This is a genomic window from Arthrobacter sp. efr-133-TYG-104, from assembly GCF_030208915.1.
Taxonomy (GTDB): Bacteria; Actinomycetota; Actinomycetes; order Actinomycetales; family Micrococcaceae; genus Arthrobacter.
The window spans coordinates 443,239-459,197 of sequence record NZ_JARVTA010000001.1 but is presented as its reverse complement, the minus strand read 5'-3'; the positions used below and the strand labels follow the sequence as shown (position 1 = coordinate 459,197).

Below are 15,959 nucleotides of genomic sequence, written 5' to 3'. Positions count from 1 at the left end.
GTCAGACGATGGAAATGTTGGTGCTGCTTTACGTTCGGCCGGGTCCCTAGGCGACTGCCGCCCGACTTTTCACAAACGCCTGAACGCAAGCTTCGACGTCGTCCGTGCTGTGCGCTGCAGACAGCTGGACGCGGATCCGGGCTGCGCCCCTGGGCACTACAGGGAAACTGAAGGCCGTCACGAACACGCCGTGCTGGAGCATCTGGTCTGCCACGCGGGCCGCCATGACGGCGTCGCCGAACATCACGGGGATGATGGCGTGCTCGCCGTCGAGGAGTTCGAAGCCTTCCTTGCTCATCCGACGCCGGAAAAGGGCGGCGTTTTCGAAGAGGCGGGTGCGGAGCTCACCGGATTCCTGGACCAGCTCGATCGCCTTGATGGTGGCGGCGACGATGGCCGGAGCGAGGGAGTTGGAGAAGAGGTAGGGACGTGCCTTTTGGCGCAGCATGGCAACGATCTCACCGCGCCCGGAGACGTAGCCGCCCGAAGCTCCGCCAAGTGCCTTGCCGAAAGTCCCCGTGTAAATGTCCACCCGATCCGAGACGCCGGCATGTTCCGGAGTGCCTGCGCCGGTGGAGCCCATGAAGCCGACGGCGTGTGAGTCGTCCACCATGACCAGGGCATCGTGCTTTTCGGCGAGATCGCAGATAGCTTCCAGCGGGGCAAGGTAACCATCCATGGAAAACACGCCGTCCGTGACGATGATCTTGCGCCGCGAACCGGACGCTTCCACCAACTTGGCCTCAAGGTCTGCCATGTCCTGGTTGGCGTAGCGGAAACGCTTGGCCTTGCTCAGCCGGATCCCGTCAATGATGGACGCGTGATTCAGCGAGTCCGAGATGATGGCATCCTCGGGGCCGAACAGTGACTCAAACACGCCACCGTTGGCGTCGAAGCAGCTGGAGAAGAGGATGGTGTCTTCCGTGCCCAAAAACTGTGAAACACGGGCCTCCAGCTCAAGGTGAAGGTCCTGTGTCCCGCAGATGAAGCGCACGGACGCCATGCCGAAGCCGCGCTCGTCCATGGCGGACTTGGCGGCAGCGATGATGTCCGGGTGGTCGGCAAGGCCCAGGTAGTTGTTGGCGCAGAAGTTCAGGACCTTGTTGGCCGGCTGCCCCAACTGGCCTGCTGCGATGTGGCTTGCCTGCGGTGAATCGATGTGGCGCTCGGTCTTGAAGAGTCCGGCAGTGCGGATCTCGTCCAGCTCGCCTACCAACTGGTCTTTGATGGCTGAATACATACGTGCTCCTCAGTTCGTGGAGAGGTTTCTAGGGTCTCGGGATTCCCGGGTTTCGGGGGCTCGCGTTTCGGGATTTACAGTGCAGTCCAGTCAAGGACCACTTTGCCGCCGACGCCGTTGCGGGCGATGTCGAAGCCCTTTTCCCACTCGGTTGCAGGCAAGGTGTCCGTCACCACCGCGGAGATGCTCCGGTGCAATACGGGGTTGGATGAGAGCATGGCGCTCATCGCATACCAGGTTTCAAACATCTCCCGGCCGTAGATGCCCTTGAGGGTGAGCATGTGGGTGACCACCTTGCCCCAGTTGATGTCGATGGATTGGCTGGGAAGGCCGAGCATGGCAATCCGGCCACCGTGGTTCATGTTGTCGATCATCTCAGGCAGCGCCGTGGGGTGTCCCGACATTTCCAGTCCGATGTCGAATCCTTCACGCATACCCAGTTCGCGCTGCGCGTCGCGCACACGCATCTTGGAGACGTCCACGGCCAGGTCCACACCCATGTGGCGGGCCAGCTCCAAGCGTGGAGCGGATACATCAGTGATAGCGATTTTTCGGGCTCCTGCATGCCTTGCGACGGCGATTGCCATGAGCCCGATAGGACCGGCACCGGTGATCAGGACGTCCTCGCCCACCAGCGGGAAACTGAGCGCCGTGTGGACGGCATTACCGAACGGGTCAAAGATTGCTCCCAGTTCCGGCGTGACGGACTCGTCCTGGTGGACCCATACGTTCGTCTCGGGGATGACAACAAACTCGGCAAAGGCACCATCGCGCTGCACGCCAACCGAGACCGTGTGGATGCACATTTGTCGCCGACCGGCCCGGCAGTTGCGGCAGATCCCGCAAACGACGTGCCCCTCGCCCGAAACCCTGTCCCCGACCTTGACGTCCCGGACGTCCTCGCCGATTTCCACCACCTCGCCGTAGAACTCGTGGCCGGCGATCAGGGGTGCCTCGATCATGGACTGCGCCCACGCGTCCCAGTTCTGGATGTGCAGATCCGTGCCGCAAATACCAGTGGTCATGACCCTGATTTTGACGTCGCTGGGACCGGCTTCCGGTTCGGGGCGGTCAACGAGTTCAAACCCTGCGTGGGGTCCGGATTTATAGAGAGCCTTCATGGAATTCCTCACTGATGGGCTGCGGCACTGCTGCTGAGACCATTGAAGCGCCGCTGACGATTTAGCACAACTAGATTCTTCTCAATCAACGATTTAGGATTTACTAATGGAAATCCATCAGCTTCAGATGCTCCGCGAGCTCGGGGACCTTGGGAGCGTCAAGGCCGTGGCAGAGACCCTCATGGTGACTCCATCCGCCGTCTCCCAGCAGCTTGCCCTGCTGCAGAAATCGGTAGATGTACCTTTGACGCGCAAGGAAGGACGTGCCCTGGTGCTGACGGACGCCGGCCGTGTCCTAGCTGAGGCGGGGGCCGCCGTCGTGAACGCCATGGCAGATGCCCGCGCGGCTATTGGCGCCTACCACGATGCCCCCGACGCACCGGTGAGTGTTAGCGCCTTCCACAGCGCGGGGCAGGCGCTGTTCGCGCCATTGGCGGCGCACCTGGCGTCACGAACGGGGCCCGACGGCGGTAAGTCGCCCAGGCTTCGCCTCTCTGACGAGGACGTGGCACAGGAGGAATTCCCCGGCTTAGTTGCGCGGTATGACCTTGTCCTGGCACACCGGATGGACAACAGCCCGCCGTGGCCCGAGGACAAGGTGGCTGTGATCCCGTTGGCTGACGAGCCGTTGGACGTCGCTTTGCCGGCAGGCCACCCATTGGCCACCCGGCCACACCTGAACCCGTCCGACGTCGTCCGCGAACCGTGGGTGACCAGCCGCGATGGCTACTCCCCCGCCGACGTCCTTGCCGCGGTCGTTGCCGTCAGCGGCAGGCCAGCAGAGGTCCTGCACAGGATCAACGACTATTCGACCGTCGCGGCGCTCGTCTCGGCGGGCGGGGCGATCGGCTTACTGCCGCGCTTCACCGCCCGCCGGGTGCTCGACGCCGGTGTGGTGCTGCGGCCGCTGTCCGGAGTGAACTCGGTGCGCAAGATCGACATCCTGGCCCGGCCCGAAACCCTGAAAAGGAAATCGGTCATGACGGTTTGCGAATCACTTCAAACCGTCATGACCGGGCTTTCCAGGCCAGCCTGACCAACTTGGGTGGGCTGGCTGGGACTTAGCCCTGCACTCCGAGCTTCTCGAGGATGAGCTCGCGCACGCGACCTGCATCAGCCTGGCCCCGGGTGGCTTTCATAACCCCGCCCACAATGGCGCCAATGGCCTGCACCTTGCCGCCACGGATCTTCTCCGCTACGTCCGGCTGCGCCGCCAGGGCTGCATCGATCGCCTCCAAGAGCGGACCGTCGTCGGACACAACCGCGAGGCCGCGCTTCTCCACGATCTCGGCCGGGGCACCCTCGCCGGCGAGTACGCCGTCCAGGACCTGGGTGGCCATCTTGTTGTTGATTTTGCCGTCTTCGACGAGCTTGTTCAGCTCAACGATCACCTGCGGCGTGACACCGAGCTCGGCGGGTTCGACGTCGGCCACCTTGGCGCGGCCCACGATCTCACCCATCCACCACTTGCGGGCCACATCTGCCGAGGCACCGGCTGCGATGGTCTCCTCGATGGAGTCCATGACGCCGGCGTTGACGACGTCGCGGAACTCCAGATCCGAGTAGCCCCATGCCTCTTTGAGGCGTTTGCGGCGCTCGGCCGGAGGCTCCGGAAGGGTCGCACGCAGTTCTTCCACCCATTCGCGCGAGGCGACCACGGGGACCAGGTCCGGCTCGGGGAAGTAGCGGTAATCGTCGGCGTCGGACTTGGGCCGGCCCGACGTCGTCGAACGCGTATCCTCGTGCCAGTGGCGCGTCTCCTGGATGATCGGCTGCCCCGAATCCAGAACGGCAGCGTGGCGCTGGATCTCGTAACGGACGGCGTGCTCGACGGCGCGCAGCGAGTTCACGTTCTTGGTCTCGGACCGGATGCCGAACCGTTCCTGGCCATGCGGGCGGAGGGAGACGTTGGCGTCACAACGGACGTTTCCCCGCTCCATCTTGGCATCGGACACACCGAGGTTTTTCACGATCTCGCGGACCGCTGCGACATACGCCTTGGCCAATTCCGGCGCGCGGCTCCCGGCGCCCTCGATCGGCTTGGTGACGATCTCAACCAACGGAACACCCGAACGGTTGTAGTCCACCAAGGAGTAGTCGGCGCCCTGGATACGGCCCGTGGCGCCACCCATGTGGGTGAGCTTTCCGGCGTCTTCCTCCATGTGGGCGCGTTCAATCTCCACGCGGAAGACGGTGCCGTCCTCAAGCTCAATATCGAGGTACCCGTCATAGGCAATGGGCTCGTCGTACTGCGAGGTCTGGAAGTTCTTGGGGGTGTCCGGGTAGAAGTAGTTCTTCCGGGCGAACCGGCAGGACTCGGCGATCTTGCAGTTCAAGGCAAGGCCGATCTTGATGGAGGACTCCACGGCGGCCTTGTTCACGACCGGGAGGACGCCCGGCATGCCGAGGTCGACCTCGTTGACGTTGGTGTTCGGCTCATCACCGAACACGTTCGGCGCGGAGGAGAACATCTTCGTCTTGGTGTTGAGCTCCACGTGGACCTCAAACCCCAGGACGGGATCGTACTTCTCCATGGCCTCTTCGAAGCTCAGGGTTGCGTCAACGGACATTAGTTGGAACCTCCGGCGGAGTTGGAAACGGCACCAAGGGCAGCACTTTTCAGATCCGGCGCCTTGGAGAGCATCGGGCCGCCCCACTTCTCTTCAAGGATGGATTCGAGGACAGCACCCACACGGTACAGGCGTGCATCTTCGCGGGCAGGAGCCAACAACTGGATACCGACCGGCAGACCGTCTTCATCAGCCAGGCCACCAGGCAAGGACAGGCCCGGGATCCCGGCAAGGTTGGCCGGGATCGTGGCGACATCGTTCAGGTACATGGCAAGCGGATCATCGAGCTTCTCCCCCAACTTGAACGCGGTGGTGGGAGCAGTGGGAGAAATCAAGACGTCGGCCTGCGCAAAGGCAGCGTCAAAGTCCCGCTGGATCAGCGTACGGACCTTCTGCGCAGAACCGTAGTAGGCGTCGTAGTAGCCGGCGCTCAGGGCGTACGTGCCCAAGATGATACGCCGCTTGACTTCGTCGCCGAATCCGGCGGCACGGGTGGCACCCATGACCCGTTCGATGGTCATGGGACCCTCGGTGGGCAGGACGCGCAAGCCGTAGCGGACGCCGTCGAACTTTGCCAGGTTGCTTGAAACCTCGGACGGCATGATCAGATAGTAGGCACCCAAGGCGTACTTCAGGTTGGGGCAGGAAACCTCGACGATTTCGGCCCCCGCATCCTTGAGGTGCTGCAGGGACTCGTTGAAGCGGTTCTCGACGCCGGCTTGGTAGCCTTCGCCGTGCAGTTCCTTGATGATGCCGATCTTCATGCCCGCAACGTTTCCAACGCGGGCAGCGGCAACGAGGTTATTGAAAGGGTCCGTCAACGACGTGGAGTCAAAGGGATCATGTCCGCCAATGACTTCCTGCAGCAGGGCCGAGTCCAGTACCGTTCGCGCCACAGGGCCGATCTGGTCCAATGAGGACGCCATGGCGATCGCGCCATAGCGGGAAACGGCACCGTACGTGGGCTTCATGCCCACGGTTCCGGTGACGGCACCGGGCTGGCGGATGGAACCACCGGTGTCAGTCCCAAGCGCCAGTGGCGCTTCGAAAGCGGCGACGGCGGCAGCGGAACCGCCGCCGGAACCGCCGGGAATGCGGTTCAGGTCCCAAGGGTTCCGGGTAGGCCCATACGCTGAGTGCTCGGTGGAAGACCCCATGGCGAATTCATCGAGGTTGGTCTTGCCCAAGATGGGCATCTTGGCCGCGCGCAGCTTCTTGACCACCGTGGCGTCGTACGGGCTGTGCCAGCCCTCAAGGATCTTCGAACCTGCAGTGGTGGGCTGGCCGATGGTGACAATCAGGTCCTTCACCGCGATCGGAACGCCGGCCAGGGCGTGGAGTTCCTCGGCGGCCGAACCGCCTGCGGCGCGCGTGGCGTCGACCTCGGCAGCTACTGCCAAAGCCTCTTCACTGTTGACGTGCAGGAAGGCATTCACCTGGGGGTCGACGTCGGCAATCCGATCAAGGTGCGCCTGCGTCACCTCGACGGCGGAGACGTCGCCCGCCGCCAGCTTCGCCGCGAGATCGGCAGCAGAGTGGCGGATGAGTTCATTCTTCAGATCAGTCATCGTGTTAGTCCTCATCCAGGATTGCCGGGACCTTGAAACGGTTCTCGAAAGCATCCGGAGCCCCGGAGAGCGCCTGCTCGGCGGTGAAGGTGTGGCCCACAACGTCCTCACGGAACACGTTGGTCAGCGGAATCGGGTGCGACGTAGCAGGTACGTCCTCCCCCGCGGCCTCGCTCACTGACTTCACTGAATCCACGATGACGGCAAGCTCGCCGGCCATCCTGTCCAGTTCTTCGGCACTCATTTCAATGTGAGCCAGGCGCGCAAGATGCGCGACGTCGTCACGGTTGATCGCAGCCATGGATCTCCCCTGCAAAGTTCAATTGGTTTTCCGGTCCAGTCTACTGGCCAACCGGGCACGCTCGGACGGCCTGTTTGGCCGCCCGAGTCAGTGGATCAAGCCTGAAACCAGGTTGATGACGGTAGCCAGGACAATTGCGCCGAGCAGGTACGCCAGCAGTGCGTGGCGGAGCGCGGTGTAACGGACGGCGTCCGTAGTGAGGTCTGTATCGGAAACTTGGAAGGTCATTCCGATGGTGAAAGAGAGGTAGGCAAAGTCCTTGTAGCACGGCGGCTTGTGCTTGTTGAAGTCCACACCGCTGGAGTCGCGGTAGTACAACGTGGCGTACCGGAGGGTGAAGAGGGTATGTACCAACAGCCAGGACAGGATCACACTGCCCAAGGCCAAAGCAATGATTGCTGCCTTCGGGCCACCCTGAGCCGATGCTGCCTCCAACAGGATCAAGGCAACACCACCGAAGCTGCCCATGGCGGCAACCAAGACCAGAACGTCCGACCAAACACGGCCGGGGTCCTCTTCACGGGCCCGGGCATGGGTGGCCGTCTGCTCAGCATCCAGGCCGTGAATGGCAGTCCACACCCAAATGAGGTAAGTCAAAGACGCCGCTGCCCAGCCAAGTGCCGGAGCGTAAGCCCATGCCCCGAAACTTCCGACGGCGAGGGCTACTGCCAGCCCAACGATAACCATCACCACCAAGCGCACCAACGATCTGTGGGCAAAGGCCCGGAATCTGCTCCTGATCATGGCCGTTCCTCCACGACGCTTGCTTCTGCGCGGCCTTCATGGGCAGGGGTATTCCCGGACAAGGTCTTGATGACGGTCCACCCTACTGCGGTCACTGGAACCGCGAGGAGTGCGCCAACAATCCCGGCGAGCATGGTCCCTGCCGCTAACGCCAGTAGGATCACCAGCCCGTGAATGCTCAAAACCCTGCCCATCAAGAGCGGTTGCAGGAGATGGTGCTCCAACTGGTTGGCACCGATAACGACGGCTAGTATCACCAGGGCGGCCACCGGGCCGTTCGAGATCAGGGCAACAGCTACAGCCAAAGTTCCGGCCGCCGTCGCGCCCACGATCGGGATGAATCCGCCGATAAAGACGAAAACACCCAGCGGAAGCGCCAAGGGAACACCGGTCAACGCCAAGGCAACGCCAACGATCAAACCGTCAGTCGCCGCGACGACGGCCGTGCCGCGGACGTAACCGCCAAGGACTATGGCGCTCCGTTCCATGGCCAGGTGCGCATTGGACTGGCCGTCCGCGGGAAGGAAACCGATCAGGAAATTCCGGATCTTGTGGCCATCCTTGAGGAAGAAGAACAAGATAACAGCCATGAGCACTACGCCAGCGAGGATCTCCCCCAGGGTACGCGCCCCGGTGAGCGCTTCAGTTCCGAACGCACTCGAGGTCAGGAAATGTTGCACGGAGTTCTTCGTTGCCGTGATCTGGGCATCGCTGACAGGGACCGGACCGGATTTCAGGAAGTCATGCAGCCGGTCGATACCGGCTACCGCCTTCGCCGTCAGGTCCTTCGACTGGGCACGGACGAGAAAGACGATGCCTGTGACCACTCCGCCAAAAACGGCGAGTATCGCGACAAATGAGGCCAGGACGGCAAGGGCGCGGGGCCATCTGTGCCGGGCAAGCCACCGCACCAGCGGCGAGATGGCCGAGGCAAGGATCAGTGCGATGAGCACGGGAATCAAGACCAGTGGGACTCGCGTCAACGCCCAGATGACCAGCCACGCCAGCGCGGTGACAAGCAGGACTTGCAGGGCTCGAATGCTCGCACGGCCCAGCCCGTCAGTCCACAGCGATGCCAAACCAGGGCGGTTGCCAGGCATGGAATTCTCCTTTGCAATAGCCGGAGCGAACGATCATTCCCTCTTACCAGCGCCGCTGAAACGTCCCCAGGGCAGTTGAAAAGTAACCTTACTGGCTTCTGCGCAGATGTTGGGCGTTCAGCTCTTCCAATTCCTGGTCCGTGAGGTCATCGAAGCTCTTGGCTTCGCGCTTGTCACTTCTGGAGAAACGCATGAACATCAAGATGATGAGCGGCAGATCCACAATCTCGCAGACGAACCACAGGGCATCGCCCGCCAACTGCTGGTCGCGGAGCGGATCCGGGAACCACGCCAACGAGGACTGCCTCGCAACCACGTGGTCAAGGACCTGTCCGTTGAGTCGAAGCAGGATGCCGGGGACAGCGTCCACCAACAGCTCAATGAAAACGAAAACGAATTCCAAGGTGATGTAGGTGCTGGAACGTTGGAAGTCCGATTCTTCGATGATCGGAAGCGCCATCAGGAGGCCCAGCAACGGAACCAGGAGGGTCACCAGCGTTTCGGCCAACGGATCTGCGCGCAAGGTATAAAACGCGGGAGTCAGGAAGGTGGAGAACAAGGCCAAGCCCAAAAGGGGAGCTGCCAAGGAGTTGCTGACGAACCTGACGGCGCGATGGGCGAGCACGGCGTTGAGCCTGGTGATTCCGGCCTGCGACAGGGCGGCGCGAGCCAACGAGATGGGCCGGCCCAAGCCCACTAACAGGGGGACAACAAAGAGGAGCAGGGAAACCTTGAGGGTAAAGGCCCAGCGCAGCTCAGCGCTGTAGACGCCCAGGAAGCCACACGTGAGGACGGCAAGGGACCCGAGACCCAGGAAGTAGAAGGCCAGGGTTCGCCAAAGCGGCCAGCGTTGACCGTTGGCAGCAGCTGCCCTCAGGCCGAGCCCATAGAGCACACCGGAAACACAGATCATCACTACAGCTGCCCAGTCAATCCGCCAGGCGCTACCAAGAACGTCAAAGGGCGGCACACCGCAATGATAGCGCGTGCAGATGGGAGGCCGCGGGGAGGATGGGTTCGCGGCCCGGACCTTCGTATATTGGGCAAATCAGGGAAGTTCTCAGATTCAGTAAGTAACATGGGCCAGTCCGTACCCTGAGGAAAGGTCATTGTTGTGTTCGGTCGTCACGAAAGTCCCGACCCCAACTCCCCAGTTGCGGATCAGGCCCGCTACCCCGGCCAAGGCACCCTCGTTGAAGGCAGCCTGGGTCGTCACGGCCGCCCACGGGGACGCCGCCGCTGGCTAAGGGTCACCGTCATTGTGGTAGCTGCCCTCCTTCTGGGAGTGGTAGCGTTCGGCGGCTATTGGGTATGGCGGTTGCAATCGAACATTTCGGCGACTGCGCTGGGGGCCGGCGGCGTTCGGACCGAAGGCCCGGTAAATGACAGCAAAGACCGCCTCCAGATCCTCGTCTTGGGAAGTGACACCAGGAGCGGAAAGAACGGCCAGTACGGCTCCGTCGATCAGTCCTCGGGCTACGGTCAATCCGATGTGATGATGCTGGTGGATATTTCCGCGGACAACAACCACGTTAATGTGATCAGTTTCCCCCGGGACTTGCTGGTTGACGTGCCAGCGTGCAAGGACCAGAGCAACGGCCAGGAACATCCCGCGCGGCAGGCTGCGATGATTAACAGCGCCATGGCCGAAGCCGGAATCGGCTGCGCTGTGGACACCATCAACAAGCTCACGGGCTTGGAGGTTGACCACTTCATGATGGCTGATTTCAACGCTGTCAAGGAGCTATCGTCCACTGTAGGCGGCGTGTCAGTTTGCGTTGCCTCCGCTGTGGATGACCCGGAGTCCGGACTGCACCTACCCGCAGGAACCTCGCAAGTCCAGGGCGACCAGGCCCTTGCGTTCCTTCGCACCCGCCACGCTTTCGCCAACGGTGGCGACCTTGGCCGCATTGCCGCTCAGCAGTCTTTCCTGGCCTCCCTGACCCGCAAGGTGAAGTCCGAAGGCACCTTGAGCGATCCGCAAAAAGTCTTGGCAATCGCCGACACAATGACCAAGAACCTGACGGTGGATAATGGCCTGGCCTCCATTCCCGCCCTGCTGACCCTCGCGGACCGGCTCAAGAACATCGACCCCGCCAAGGTGGATTTCGTGACGGTCCCGACGGTTCCTGCCGCTTCTGATCCGAACAGGCTGGAATTGGACGAGCCTGCTGCTTCGAACCTCTTTGCCGCATTGCGGAACAGCCCAGACCTTTCCCAGGCCGGAAGCCCGTCGGCCGCCCCCACTACCGCGGCGCCTAAGCCTTCCTTCGACAAGGCGCAGCAGCCCATCAGTGTTGCCAATGGAACCAGCGTCTCGGGTAGGAGCAATGCCATCGCGGCAATGGTCACGGCGGCTGGTTACACTAAGGTCACGCGGCTCCAAGGAGACGCCAGGCCCACCACCATGGTCTATTACCAAGCCGGCTTTGAGGACGTCGCGGCCGACATAGCAGCTCAGTTCGGCCTCCCTGCAGCGAACATCCAGCAGGTCAACAACATTCAGGGTGTGCAGCTCTACGCTGGCGAAGATTTCGCAACCGGCGACAAGCCCGTCCTGCCTGCGGCCGCACCAGCGGGCATCGCAGCCAAGACGGGCAACGACCAGACCTGCCAGGCAACCAACCCCGCCGGCTGATGGCGGCGGGGTGATCGGCTGGAGGAAGACTCGCTTAGCCGATTCCGATCGCGCCTGTCAGGACGCCAACCAGCAGCATGGCCAGCGAGATAACCGCCGTGCGCCAGAGGACCTTTTTGTGGTGATCGCCCAGCTCCACCTTCGCTAGGGAAACCAACAGGAGGATGGCCGGGACCAAGGGACTCTGCAGGTGGAAGGGCTGGCCCGTAATCGATGCGCGGGCCATGTCCGCCGCTCCGACGCCATAGTGTGCTGCCGTTTCACTCAACACCGGGAGCGCACCAAAGTAGAACGCATCGTTGCTCATGAAGAACGTCATCGGAATGCTGAGCAGCCCGGTGATGACTGCCATGAACGGGCCCATGTCCGCAGGGATGATCTGAACCAGCCACGTGGACATCGCTTTGACCATGCCGGTGCCGTTAAGGACACCGGTGAGGACTGCAGCGGCCATGACCATGCTGACGACGGCGACGATCGAGGGTGCATGGGCGACGAGCTGGGCGCCTTGTTCCTTGACCTTGGGGAAGTTCACCAGCAGCGCGATGGCGGAGCCCACCATGAACACGAACGGGAGCGGAATGACATTCGCCACCAGGACCACCATCACGGCTACCGTCAGCACCAGGTTGAACCAAAACAACTTGGGCCGCAGCGTTGTGCGGTTGGGGTCCAGGGCGGTATGTGCCATGGCGGCGTCGTGGGAATCCACGAGGGTCGCTACAGTTTCGTTTCCCAAGAGCGCGACGCCGGAACCTCCGCCGTCGACGGGTTTGCGTGCGCTGCGGCCAAAACCAAAGGTGCCACCAGCCTCAGCTGTTTCGCCCCACATCTCCGGTGCCACAGCGCGCAGGCGGTTGCGTTCCTGAAGGCCGAGCAGCCAGGCGAAGACCATCACAATAACCAGCCCCACGATCAATGACGGGACCATGGGGACAAAGACGTCGTTCACGTCGATCTTCAACGCGGTTGCGGCGCGGGCCGTCGGGCCACCCCAGGGAAGGATGTTCATGGTTCCGTTGGCCAAGCCAGCCACACAGGTCAACACGACCGGGCTCATCTTGAGGCGCAGGTACACCGGGAGCATGGCCGCAGTGGTGAGGATGAACGTCGTGGAGCCGTCGCCGTCGAGGGAGACCGCAGCAGCAAGAATGGCCGTTCCGAGAACCACCTTGGCCGGATCGTTGCCCAGCTTGCGCAAGATGAATTTCACCAGGGGGTCGAACAGGCCGACGTCGATCATCATCCCGAAGAAGATAATGGCGAACATCAGCAACGCTGCCGTGGATGTCATCGACTTCATCGAATCCATGACCATGGGGCCAATGCCCAGGCCCGCGCCGGCGAACAGTCCAAAGACGGTGGGAATGATGATCAGCGCCAAGACCGGCGTCATCTTTTTGGTCATGATCAGGACCATGAATACCGCAATCATTGCGAATCCAAGCAAAACCAGCATGGCCGGCTCCTTTACAACTGTGAATGGCACCACAGCGGTGTGATGCGCACTACGGAACATATAGTGGCGAGGATCACGGGCCGGGGTTTCCGGGATTTGTTCGGAATACTGCTCATTCCGGACGTTGTGCGCATTGTGCTCAGTGCTTCAATGGAGCAGGAGGAAAGGAGGGCAGGTGCCCAGGATCAGCATGCGCTTCTCTACCCAAACGCTCCTCCTCCAGCTGGGCGTGGTCCTGTTGGTGGTCATGCTCAGTGGCGTTGTGCACGGGTGGCTGGTCTACCAACGCATCGGCAGCGAGGCCGAAAACCAGGCGTTGACGCTCGCCCGGACGGTGGCTGCCGACCCCACGGTCAGGACGGACGTCCAGGAAATCAGCAGGGAGGTGGGCACGCCTCCCCCGGCGGTGCTGTCTGCGGGTCCCCTGCAGGCGACCGCCGAATCGGTGCGCGCCCGGACAGGAGCGCTGTTCGTGGTCATCACGGATGAAACGGGGCTCCGGCTGGCGCATCCTGACACCGCCAGGCTGGGCGAGCGCGTCAGCACGGACCCGTCCGTGGCCCTTGGCGGGGCGGAGATCACCACCCGCAACACGGGCACACTGGGGCCCTCTGCCGGAGCCAAGGTCCCGGTGTATGCGCCGGCCTCGTCCACGACGATCGTTGGCGAGGTGAGCGTTGGCTACTCCGTGGAATCGCTGACCAAGAGCCTGGCCAGCGACATCACCCCGATTGCTTTGACTGCCGGCGGCGCCCTGCTTGCCGGTGTCCTGGCATCGTTCCTCCTTCGACGACGACTGCAGCGCCTGACCCTCGGCCTGGAGCCGGAGGAAATCAGCACACTTGTCCACGACCAGGTCGCGGTCCTCCAAGGAGTGGACGACGGCGTGATCGGCATCAGCGCGGACGGAAGAATCTCCGTGTTCAACGCGGCAGCATCGAGGCTCCTCGGCATTCCCGATGTGACCGGCCAAGCGTGGTCCGGCGCAGCAGTACCTGGGCAACTGAAGGCGATGACCAAACCTGCCGCGCAGGACGCGGACGCCGTCGAGATCGTGGCCGGTGGCCGTGTGTTGGTTGCCAGCGCCCGGAAAGCGTGGCACCGCCGGGAGGACCTCGGCTGGGTGGTCATGCTGCGCGACCGCACAGAACTGCAGCAGCTGACCCGCCAGCTCGACGCGGTTGGAACCATGAGCGCGGCACTCCGCGCCCAGCGCCACGAATTCGCCAACCAACTCCACACCATCGCCGGGCTCATGAGCATGGGGCAGCACCGGCAAGCCGAAGAGTACCTGGCCCGTGTCTCGGCAACAGGTCCGCTCAAATTTCCCGTGGAACAGGCCGAACTCCTCCAGGACGCCTACCTGCAGGCTTTTGTGGGAGCCAAGAGCATGGAAGCCTCGGAGCGCGGCGTCGCCTTACGGATAGGCCCTGAAACACTGGTTCGCGGACACGTGGCCGATCCCCAAGACGTAACCACAGTGCTCGGCAACCTGATCGACAACGCGGTCAGCGCCGCCGTCGACGGTTCCGCCGCGGATCGCTGGGTGGAGGTGGAACTGCTGGACGCTGACGACGACGGCGGCACGCTCCACATCGTGGTGGGCGACTCCGGCGATGGCCTGGGAAACCTGGAACCCGAGGAGGTCTTTGCCGAGGGATTCACCACCGCCACCCACGCCGCCCGGCCGGGGGCCGGACAAGGACTTGGCCTGGCACTGGTCCGCCAACTCGCACGGCGCCGTGGTGGTGAAGTTCGCGTGCTGGAGTCTGGTAGGCAAGGCGGACCGGGCGCCGTCTTCATGGCGACGGTCCCCGGTGTGATGAATGGGGCTAAGACCGGGGAAACGTCGGGAAAGGACAGCAGTGGTTGAGGACTTGAGGGTTCTGATTGTGGACGACGATTTCCACGTTGCAAGGCTCCATGCTGCCTATGTGGATTCCGTGGCCGGTTTCATGGCCTTGGCCCCGGCAGGTTCGGTGTCGCAGGCGCTACAGTCCATCCACGGCCTCCGGCCCGACCTGGTCTTGCTGGATGTCTACTTACCGGACGGCTCAGGGCTTGATCTATTGGGGCAGTTGGACATCGATGCCATCATCCTGACGGCGGCCTCCGACGCTCCATCCATCCGGACGGCCTTTCGCCGGGGCGCTCTGGGCTACCTGCTGAAACCGTTCACCGCGGAATCGTTGTCCCAGCAACTACGGTCCTACGCCCGGTACCGCAGGATTCTTGGCCGGCAAGCCACCGTGGACCAAGGCAGCATCGAGCGGGCCAAGCGGGCACTCATCCCCGGCGATGTGACGCCGTCGGCGAAACCGCGGTCCGCGACCGAGGCGGCGGTCTTGGAGGCCTTGCAGCCCGGAGAGCCGTACTCCGCTGTGGAAGTCGCCGAACGCGTGGGCGTTTCCAGGGCCACAGCGCAAAGGTACTTGTCCTCGCTCGCGGACGATGGCGCCGTCGAGATCCAACTTCGCTACGGAACCACGGGCCGTCCGGAACACCGCTACGGGGTGCCGGGCTAATGTGCCCGGCTGACCTGGAGGCTTAGCCGTTACGGCTGCGTGAGCTCCAGCCGGTAAACGAACAGCTTTATGTCCGTCCCCGGAACGAACCAGTCGCGGTGCGGAGCACGGTCAAAGCCGGTCCGCGCATACAGGGCATTCGCGCTTTCCCACGTTGCGCCAGTGGTGAGCGAGACCGCCCTGATGCCGTCCATCGCTTTGGCTTGGTCAACGACGGCCTGCACCAAGGCGCGGCCCGCACCGGACCGTTGGACCGCCGGGTCCACCACCAGGGTGCGTAGTTCTAGCTCGTCATCGAGCCCGATGTCGGAGAACCCTCCCCCGGCCGGGGCTGCCGTCACGGAACCAATGACCCTGCCGTCACGCTCAGCGACCAGGATCTCAGCGTGTTCCGCGCGCCCTGCCACGTCCTGGAGCTTCTGCAGGTACGGGTGGTCGGCGTCGCCGTAGTAGCCCGCCGTGACGTAGGAATCCTGCGTAATCCGGGCAACGGCGTCGTAGTCTTCCGGCAGGGCGGGACGGACGGTAATCGGGGAAAGCACCTACCAATGGTAGTCGCCCGGCAGGCGCACAAGGCCGCAAACCGGCCTTTCCGTGATGGAACTATCAGTCACGGATCGAACCCACGACGTCGGACGGCCGGGTGCCGCTGTTCCGAGAGGCAAGCGTGCCACTGCTTCAGCGTTGCGTTGC

14 protein-coding genes are annotated in these 15,959 nt (G+C 62.9%); 4 read left to right on the top strand and 10 right to left on the bottom strand.

Annotated features, from left to right (window positions below):
* Positions 1-46: 46 nt before the first annotated feature.
* Together QRN04_RS02065 and tdh are read right to left on the bottom strand one after the other, a co-directional pair.
* Positions 47-1,240, bottom strand: coding sequence for a glycine C-acetyltransferase (locus tag QRN04_RS02065; RefSeq protein ID WP_284974478.1), 1,194 nt, complete (start codon positions 1,238-1,240; stop codon positions 47-49).
* A gap of 74 nt (positions 1,241-1,314) precedes the next feature.
* Positions 1,315-2,361 (bottom strand): L-threonine 3-dehydrogenase, encoded by a 1,047-nt coding sequence (tdh, locus tag QRN04_RS02060; RefSeq protein WP_284974477.1) that lies wholly within the window; start codon positions 2,359-2,361, stop codon positions 1,315-1,317.
* A 106-nt stretch (positions 2,362-2,467) separates the two neighbouring features.
* Between tdh and QRN04_RS02055 the strand changes: the two genes are divergently transcribed.
* Positions 2,468-3,397 (top strand): LysR family transcriptional regulator, encoded by a 930-nt coding sequence (locus QRN04_RS02055; RefSeq protein WP_284974476.1) that lies wholly within the window; start codon positions 2,468-2,470, stop codon positions 3,395-3,397.
* Positions 3,398-3,422: 25 nt separating this feature from the next.
* Here QRN04_RS02055 and gatB read toward each other — a convergent pair whose 3' ends face one another.
* The 6 genes from gatB to QRN04_RS02025 form a co-directional block, all read right to left on the bottom strand.
* A complete protein-coding gene (gene gatB / locus QRN04_RS02050; RefSeq protein ID WP_284974475.1) occupies positions 3,423-4,931 on the bottom strand; it encodes an Asp-tRNA(Asn)/Glu-tRNA(Gln) amidotransferase subunit GatB in 1,509 nt (502 codons plus the stop codon).
* The gene (gene gatA / locus QRN04_RS02045) at positions 4,931-6,499 is read right to left on the bottom strand and encodes an Asp-tRNA(Asn)/Glu-tRNA(Gln) amidotransferase subunit GatA (protein ID WP_284974474.1); all 1,569 of its coding nucleotides are present in this window, start codon (positions 6,497-6,499) and stop codon (positions 4,931-4,933) included. Before gatA ends, gatB begins: the two co-directional genes overlap by 1 nt.
* A 4-nt stretch (positions 6,500-6,503) precedes the next feature.
* A complete protein-coding gene (gene gatC / locus QRN04_RS02040) occupies positions 6,504-6,800 on the bottom strand; it encodes an Asp-tRNA(Asn)/Glu-tRNA(Gln) amidotransferase subunit GatC (protein ID WP_211711130.1) in 297 nt (98 codons plus the stop codon).
* Positions 6,801-6,887: 87 nt separating this feature from the next.
* Positions 6,888-7,544 carry a DUF1345 domain-containing protein gene (locus QRN04_RS02035; RefSeq protein WP_284974473.1) on the bottom strand — a complete coding sequence of 219 codons (657 nt, stop codon included), beginning with the start codon at positions 7,542-7,544 and terminating at the stop codon, positions 6,888-6,890.
* Positions 7,541-8,644: an AI-2E family transporter gene (locus tag QRN04_RS02030; protein ID WP_284974472.1), complete on the bottom strand. Its 1,104-nt coding sequence runs from the start codon at positions 8,642-8,644 to the stop codon at positions 7,541-7,543. Before QRN04_RS02030 ends, QRN04_RS02035 begins: the two co-directional genes overlap by 4 nt.
* A gap of 88 nt (positions 8,645-8,732) precedes the next feature.
* Complete coding sequence (locus tag QRN04_RS02025; RefSeq protein WP_284974471.1) at positions 8,733-9,614, bottom strand: cytochrome c oxidase assembly protein; 882 nt, start codon at positions 9,612-9,614, stop codon at positions 8,733-8,735.
* Between the two features lie 144 nt (positions 9,615-9,758).
* Between QRN04_RS02025 and QRN04_RS02020 the strand changes: the two genes are divergently transcribed.
* Positions 9,759-11,282 carry an LCP family protein gene (locus tag QRN04_RS02020; protein ID WP_284974470.1) on the top strand — a complete coding sequence of 508 codons (1,524 nt, stop codon included), beginning with the start codon at positions 9,759-9,761 and terminating at the stop codon, positions 11,280-11,282.
* A gap of 34 nt (positions 11,283-11,316) precedes the next feature.
* Here QRN04_RS02020 and QRN04_RS02015 read toward each other — a convergent pair whose 3' ends face one another.
* Positions 11,317-12,801, bottom strand: coding sequence for a CitMHS family transporter (locus tag QRN04_RS02015; protein ID WP_502868745.1), 1,485 nt, complete (start codon positions 12,799-12,801; stop codon positions 11,317-11,319).
* A 130-nt stretch (positions 12,802-12,931) separates the two neighbouring features.
* Between QRN04_RS02015 and QRN04_RS02010 the strand changes: the two genes are divergently transcribed.
* Complete coding sequence (locus QRN04_RS02010; protein WP_284974523.1) at positions 12,932-14,614, top strand: sensor histidine kinase; 1,683 nt, start codon at positions 12,932-12,934, stop codon at positions 14,612-14,614.
* A complete protein-coding gene (locus QRN04_RS02005) occupies positions 14,607-15,266 on the top strand; it encodes a response regulator (protein WP_284974468.1) in 660 nt (219 codons plus the stop codon). Before QRN04_RS02010 ends, QRN04_RS02005 begins: the two co-directional genes overlap by 8 nt.
* Positions 15,267-15,295: 29 nt before the next feature.
* On the opposite strand, the gene QRN04_RS02000 is transcribed toward QRN04_RS02005, so the two are convergent.
* Positions 15,296-15,808 carry a GNAT family N-acetyltransferase gene (locus tag QRN04_RS02000; RefSeq protein ID WP_284974467.1) on the bottom strand — a complete coding sequence of 171 codons (513 nt, stop codon included), beginning with the start codon at positions 15,806-15,808 and terminating at the stop codon, positions 15,296-15,298.
* Positions 15,809-15,959 lie beyond the last annotated feature (151 nt).

Excerpts from the sequence above, each read along its gene's own strand:
- QRN04_RS02010 (WP_284974523.1), top strand. The coding sequence starts at position 12,932 with ATGCGCTTCTCTACCCAAACGCTCCTCCTCCAGCTGGGCGTGGTCCTG.
- gatB (WP_284974475.1), bottom strand. The coding sequence starts at position 4,931 with ATGTCCGTTGACGCAACCCTGAGCTTCGAAGAGGCCATGGAGAAGTAC.
- QRN04_RS02015 (WP_502868745.1), bottom strand. The coding sequence starts at position 12,801 with ATGTTCCGTAGTGCGCATCACACCGCTGTGGTGCCATTCACAGTTGTA.
- QRN04_RS02030 (WP_284974472.1), bottom strand. The coding sequence starts at position 8,644 with ATGCCTGGCAACCGCCCTGGTTTGGCATCGCTGTGGACTGACGGGCTG.
- QRN04_RS02065 (WP_284974478.1), bottom strand. The coding sequence starts at position 1,240 with ATGTATTCAGCCATCAAAGACCAGTTGGTAGGCGAGCTGGACGAGATC.
- gatA (WP_284974474.1), bottom strand. The coding sequence starts at position 6,499 with ATGACTGATCTGAAGAATGAACTCATCCGCCACTCTGCTGCCGATCTC.
- QRN04_RS02055 (WP_284974476.1), top strand. The coding sequence starts at position 2,468 with ATGGAAATCCATCAGCTTCAGATGCTCCGCGAGCTCGGGGACCTTGGG.
- gatC (WP_211711130.1), bottom strand. The coding sequence starts at position 6,800 with ATGGCTGCGATCAACCGTGACGACGTCGCGCATCTTGCGCGCCTGGCT.
- QRN04_RS02035 (WP_284974473.1), bottom strand. The coding sequence starts at position 7,544 with ATGATCAGGAGCAGATTCCGGGCCTTTGCCCACAGATCGTTGGTGCGC.
- tdh (WP_284974477.1), bottom strand. The coding sequence starts at position 2,361 with ATGAAGGCTCTCTATAAATCCGGACCCCACGCAGGGTTTGAACTCGTT.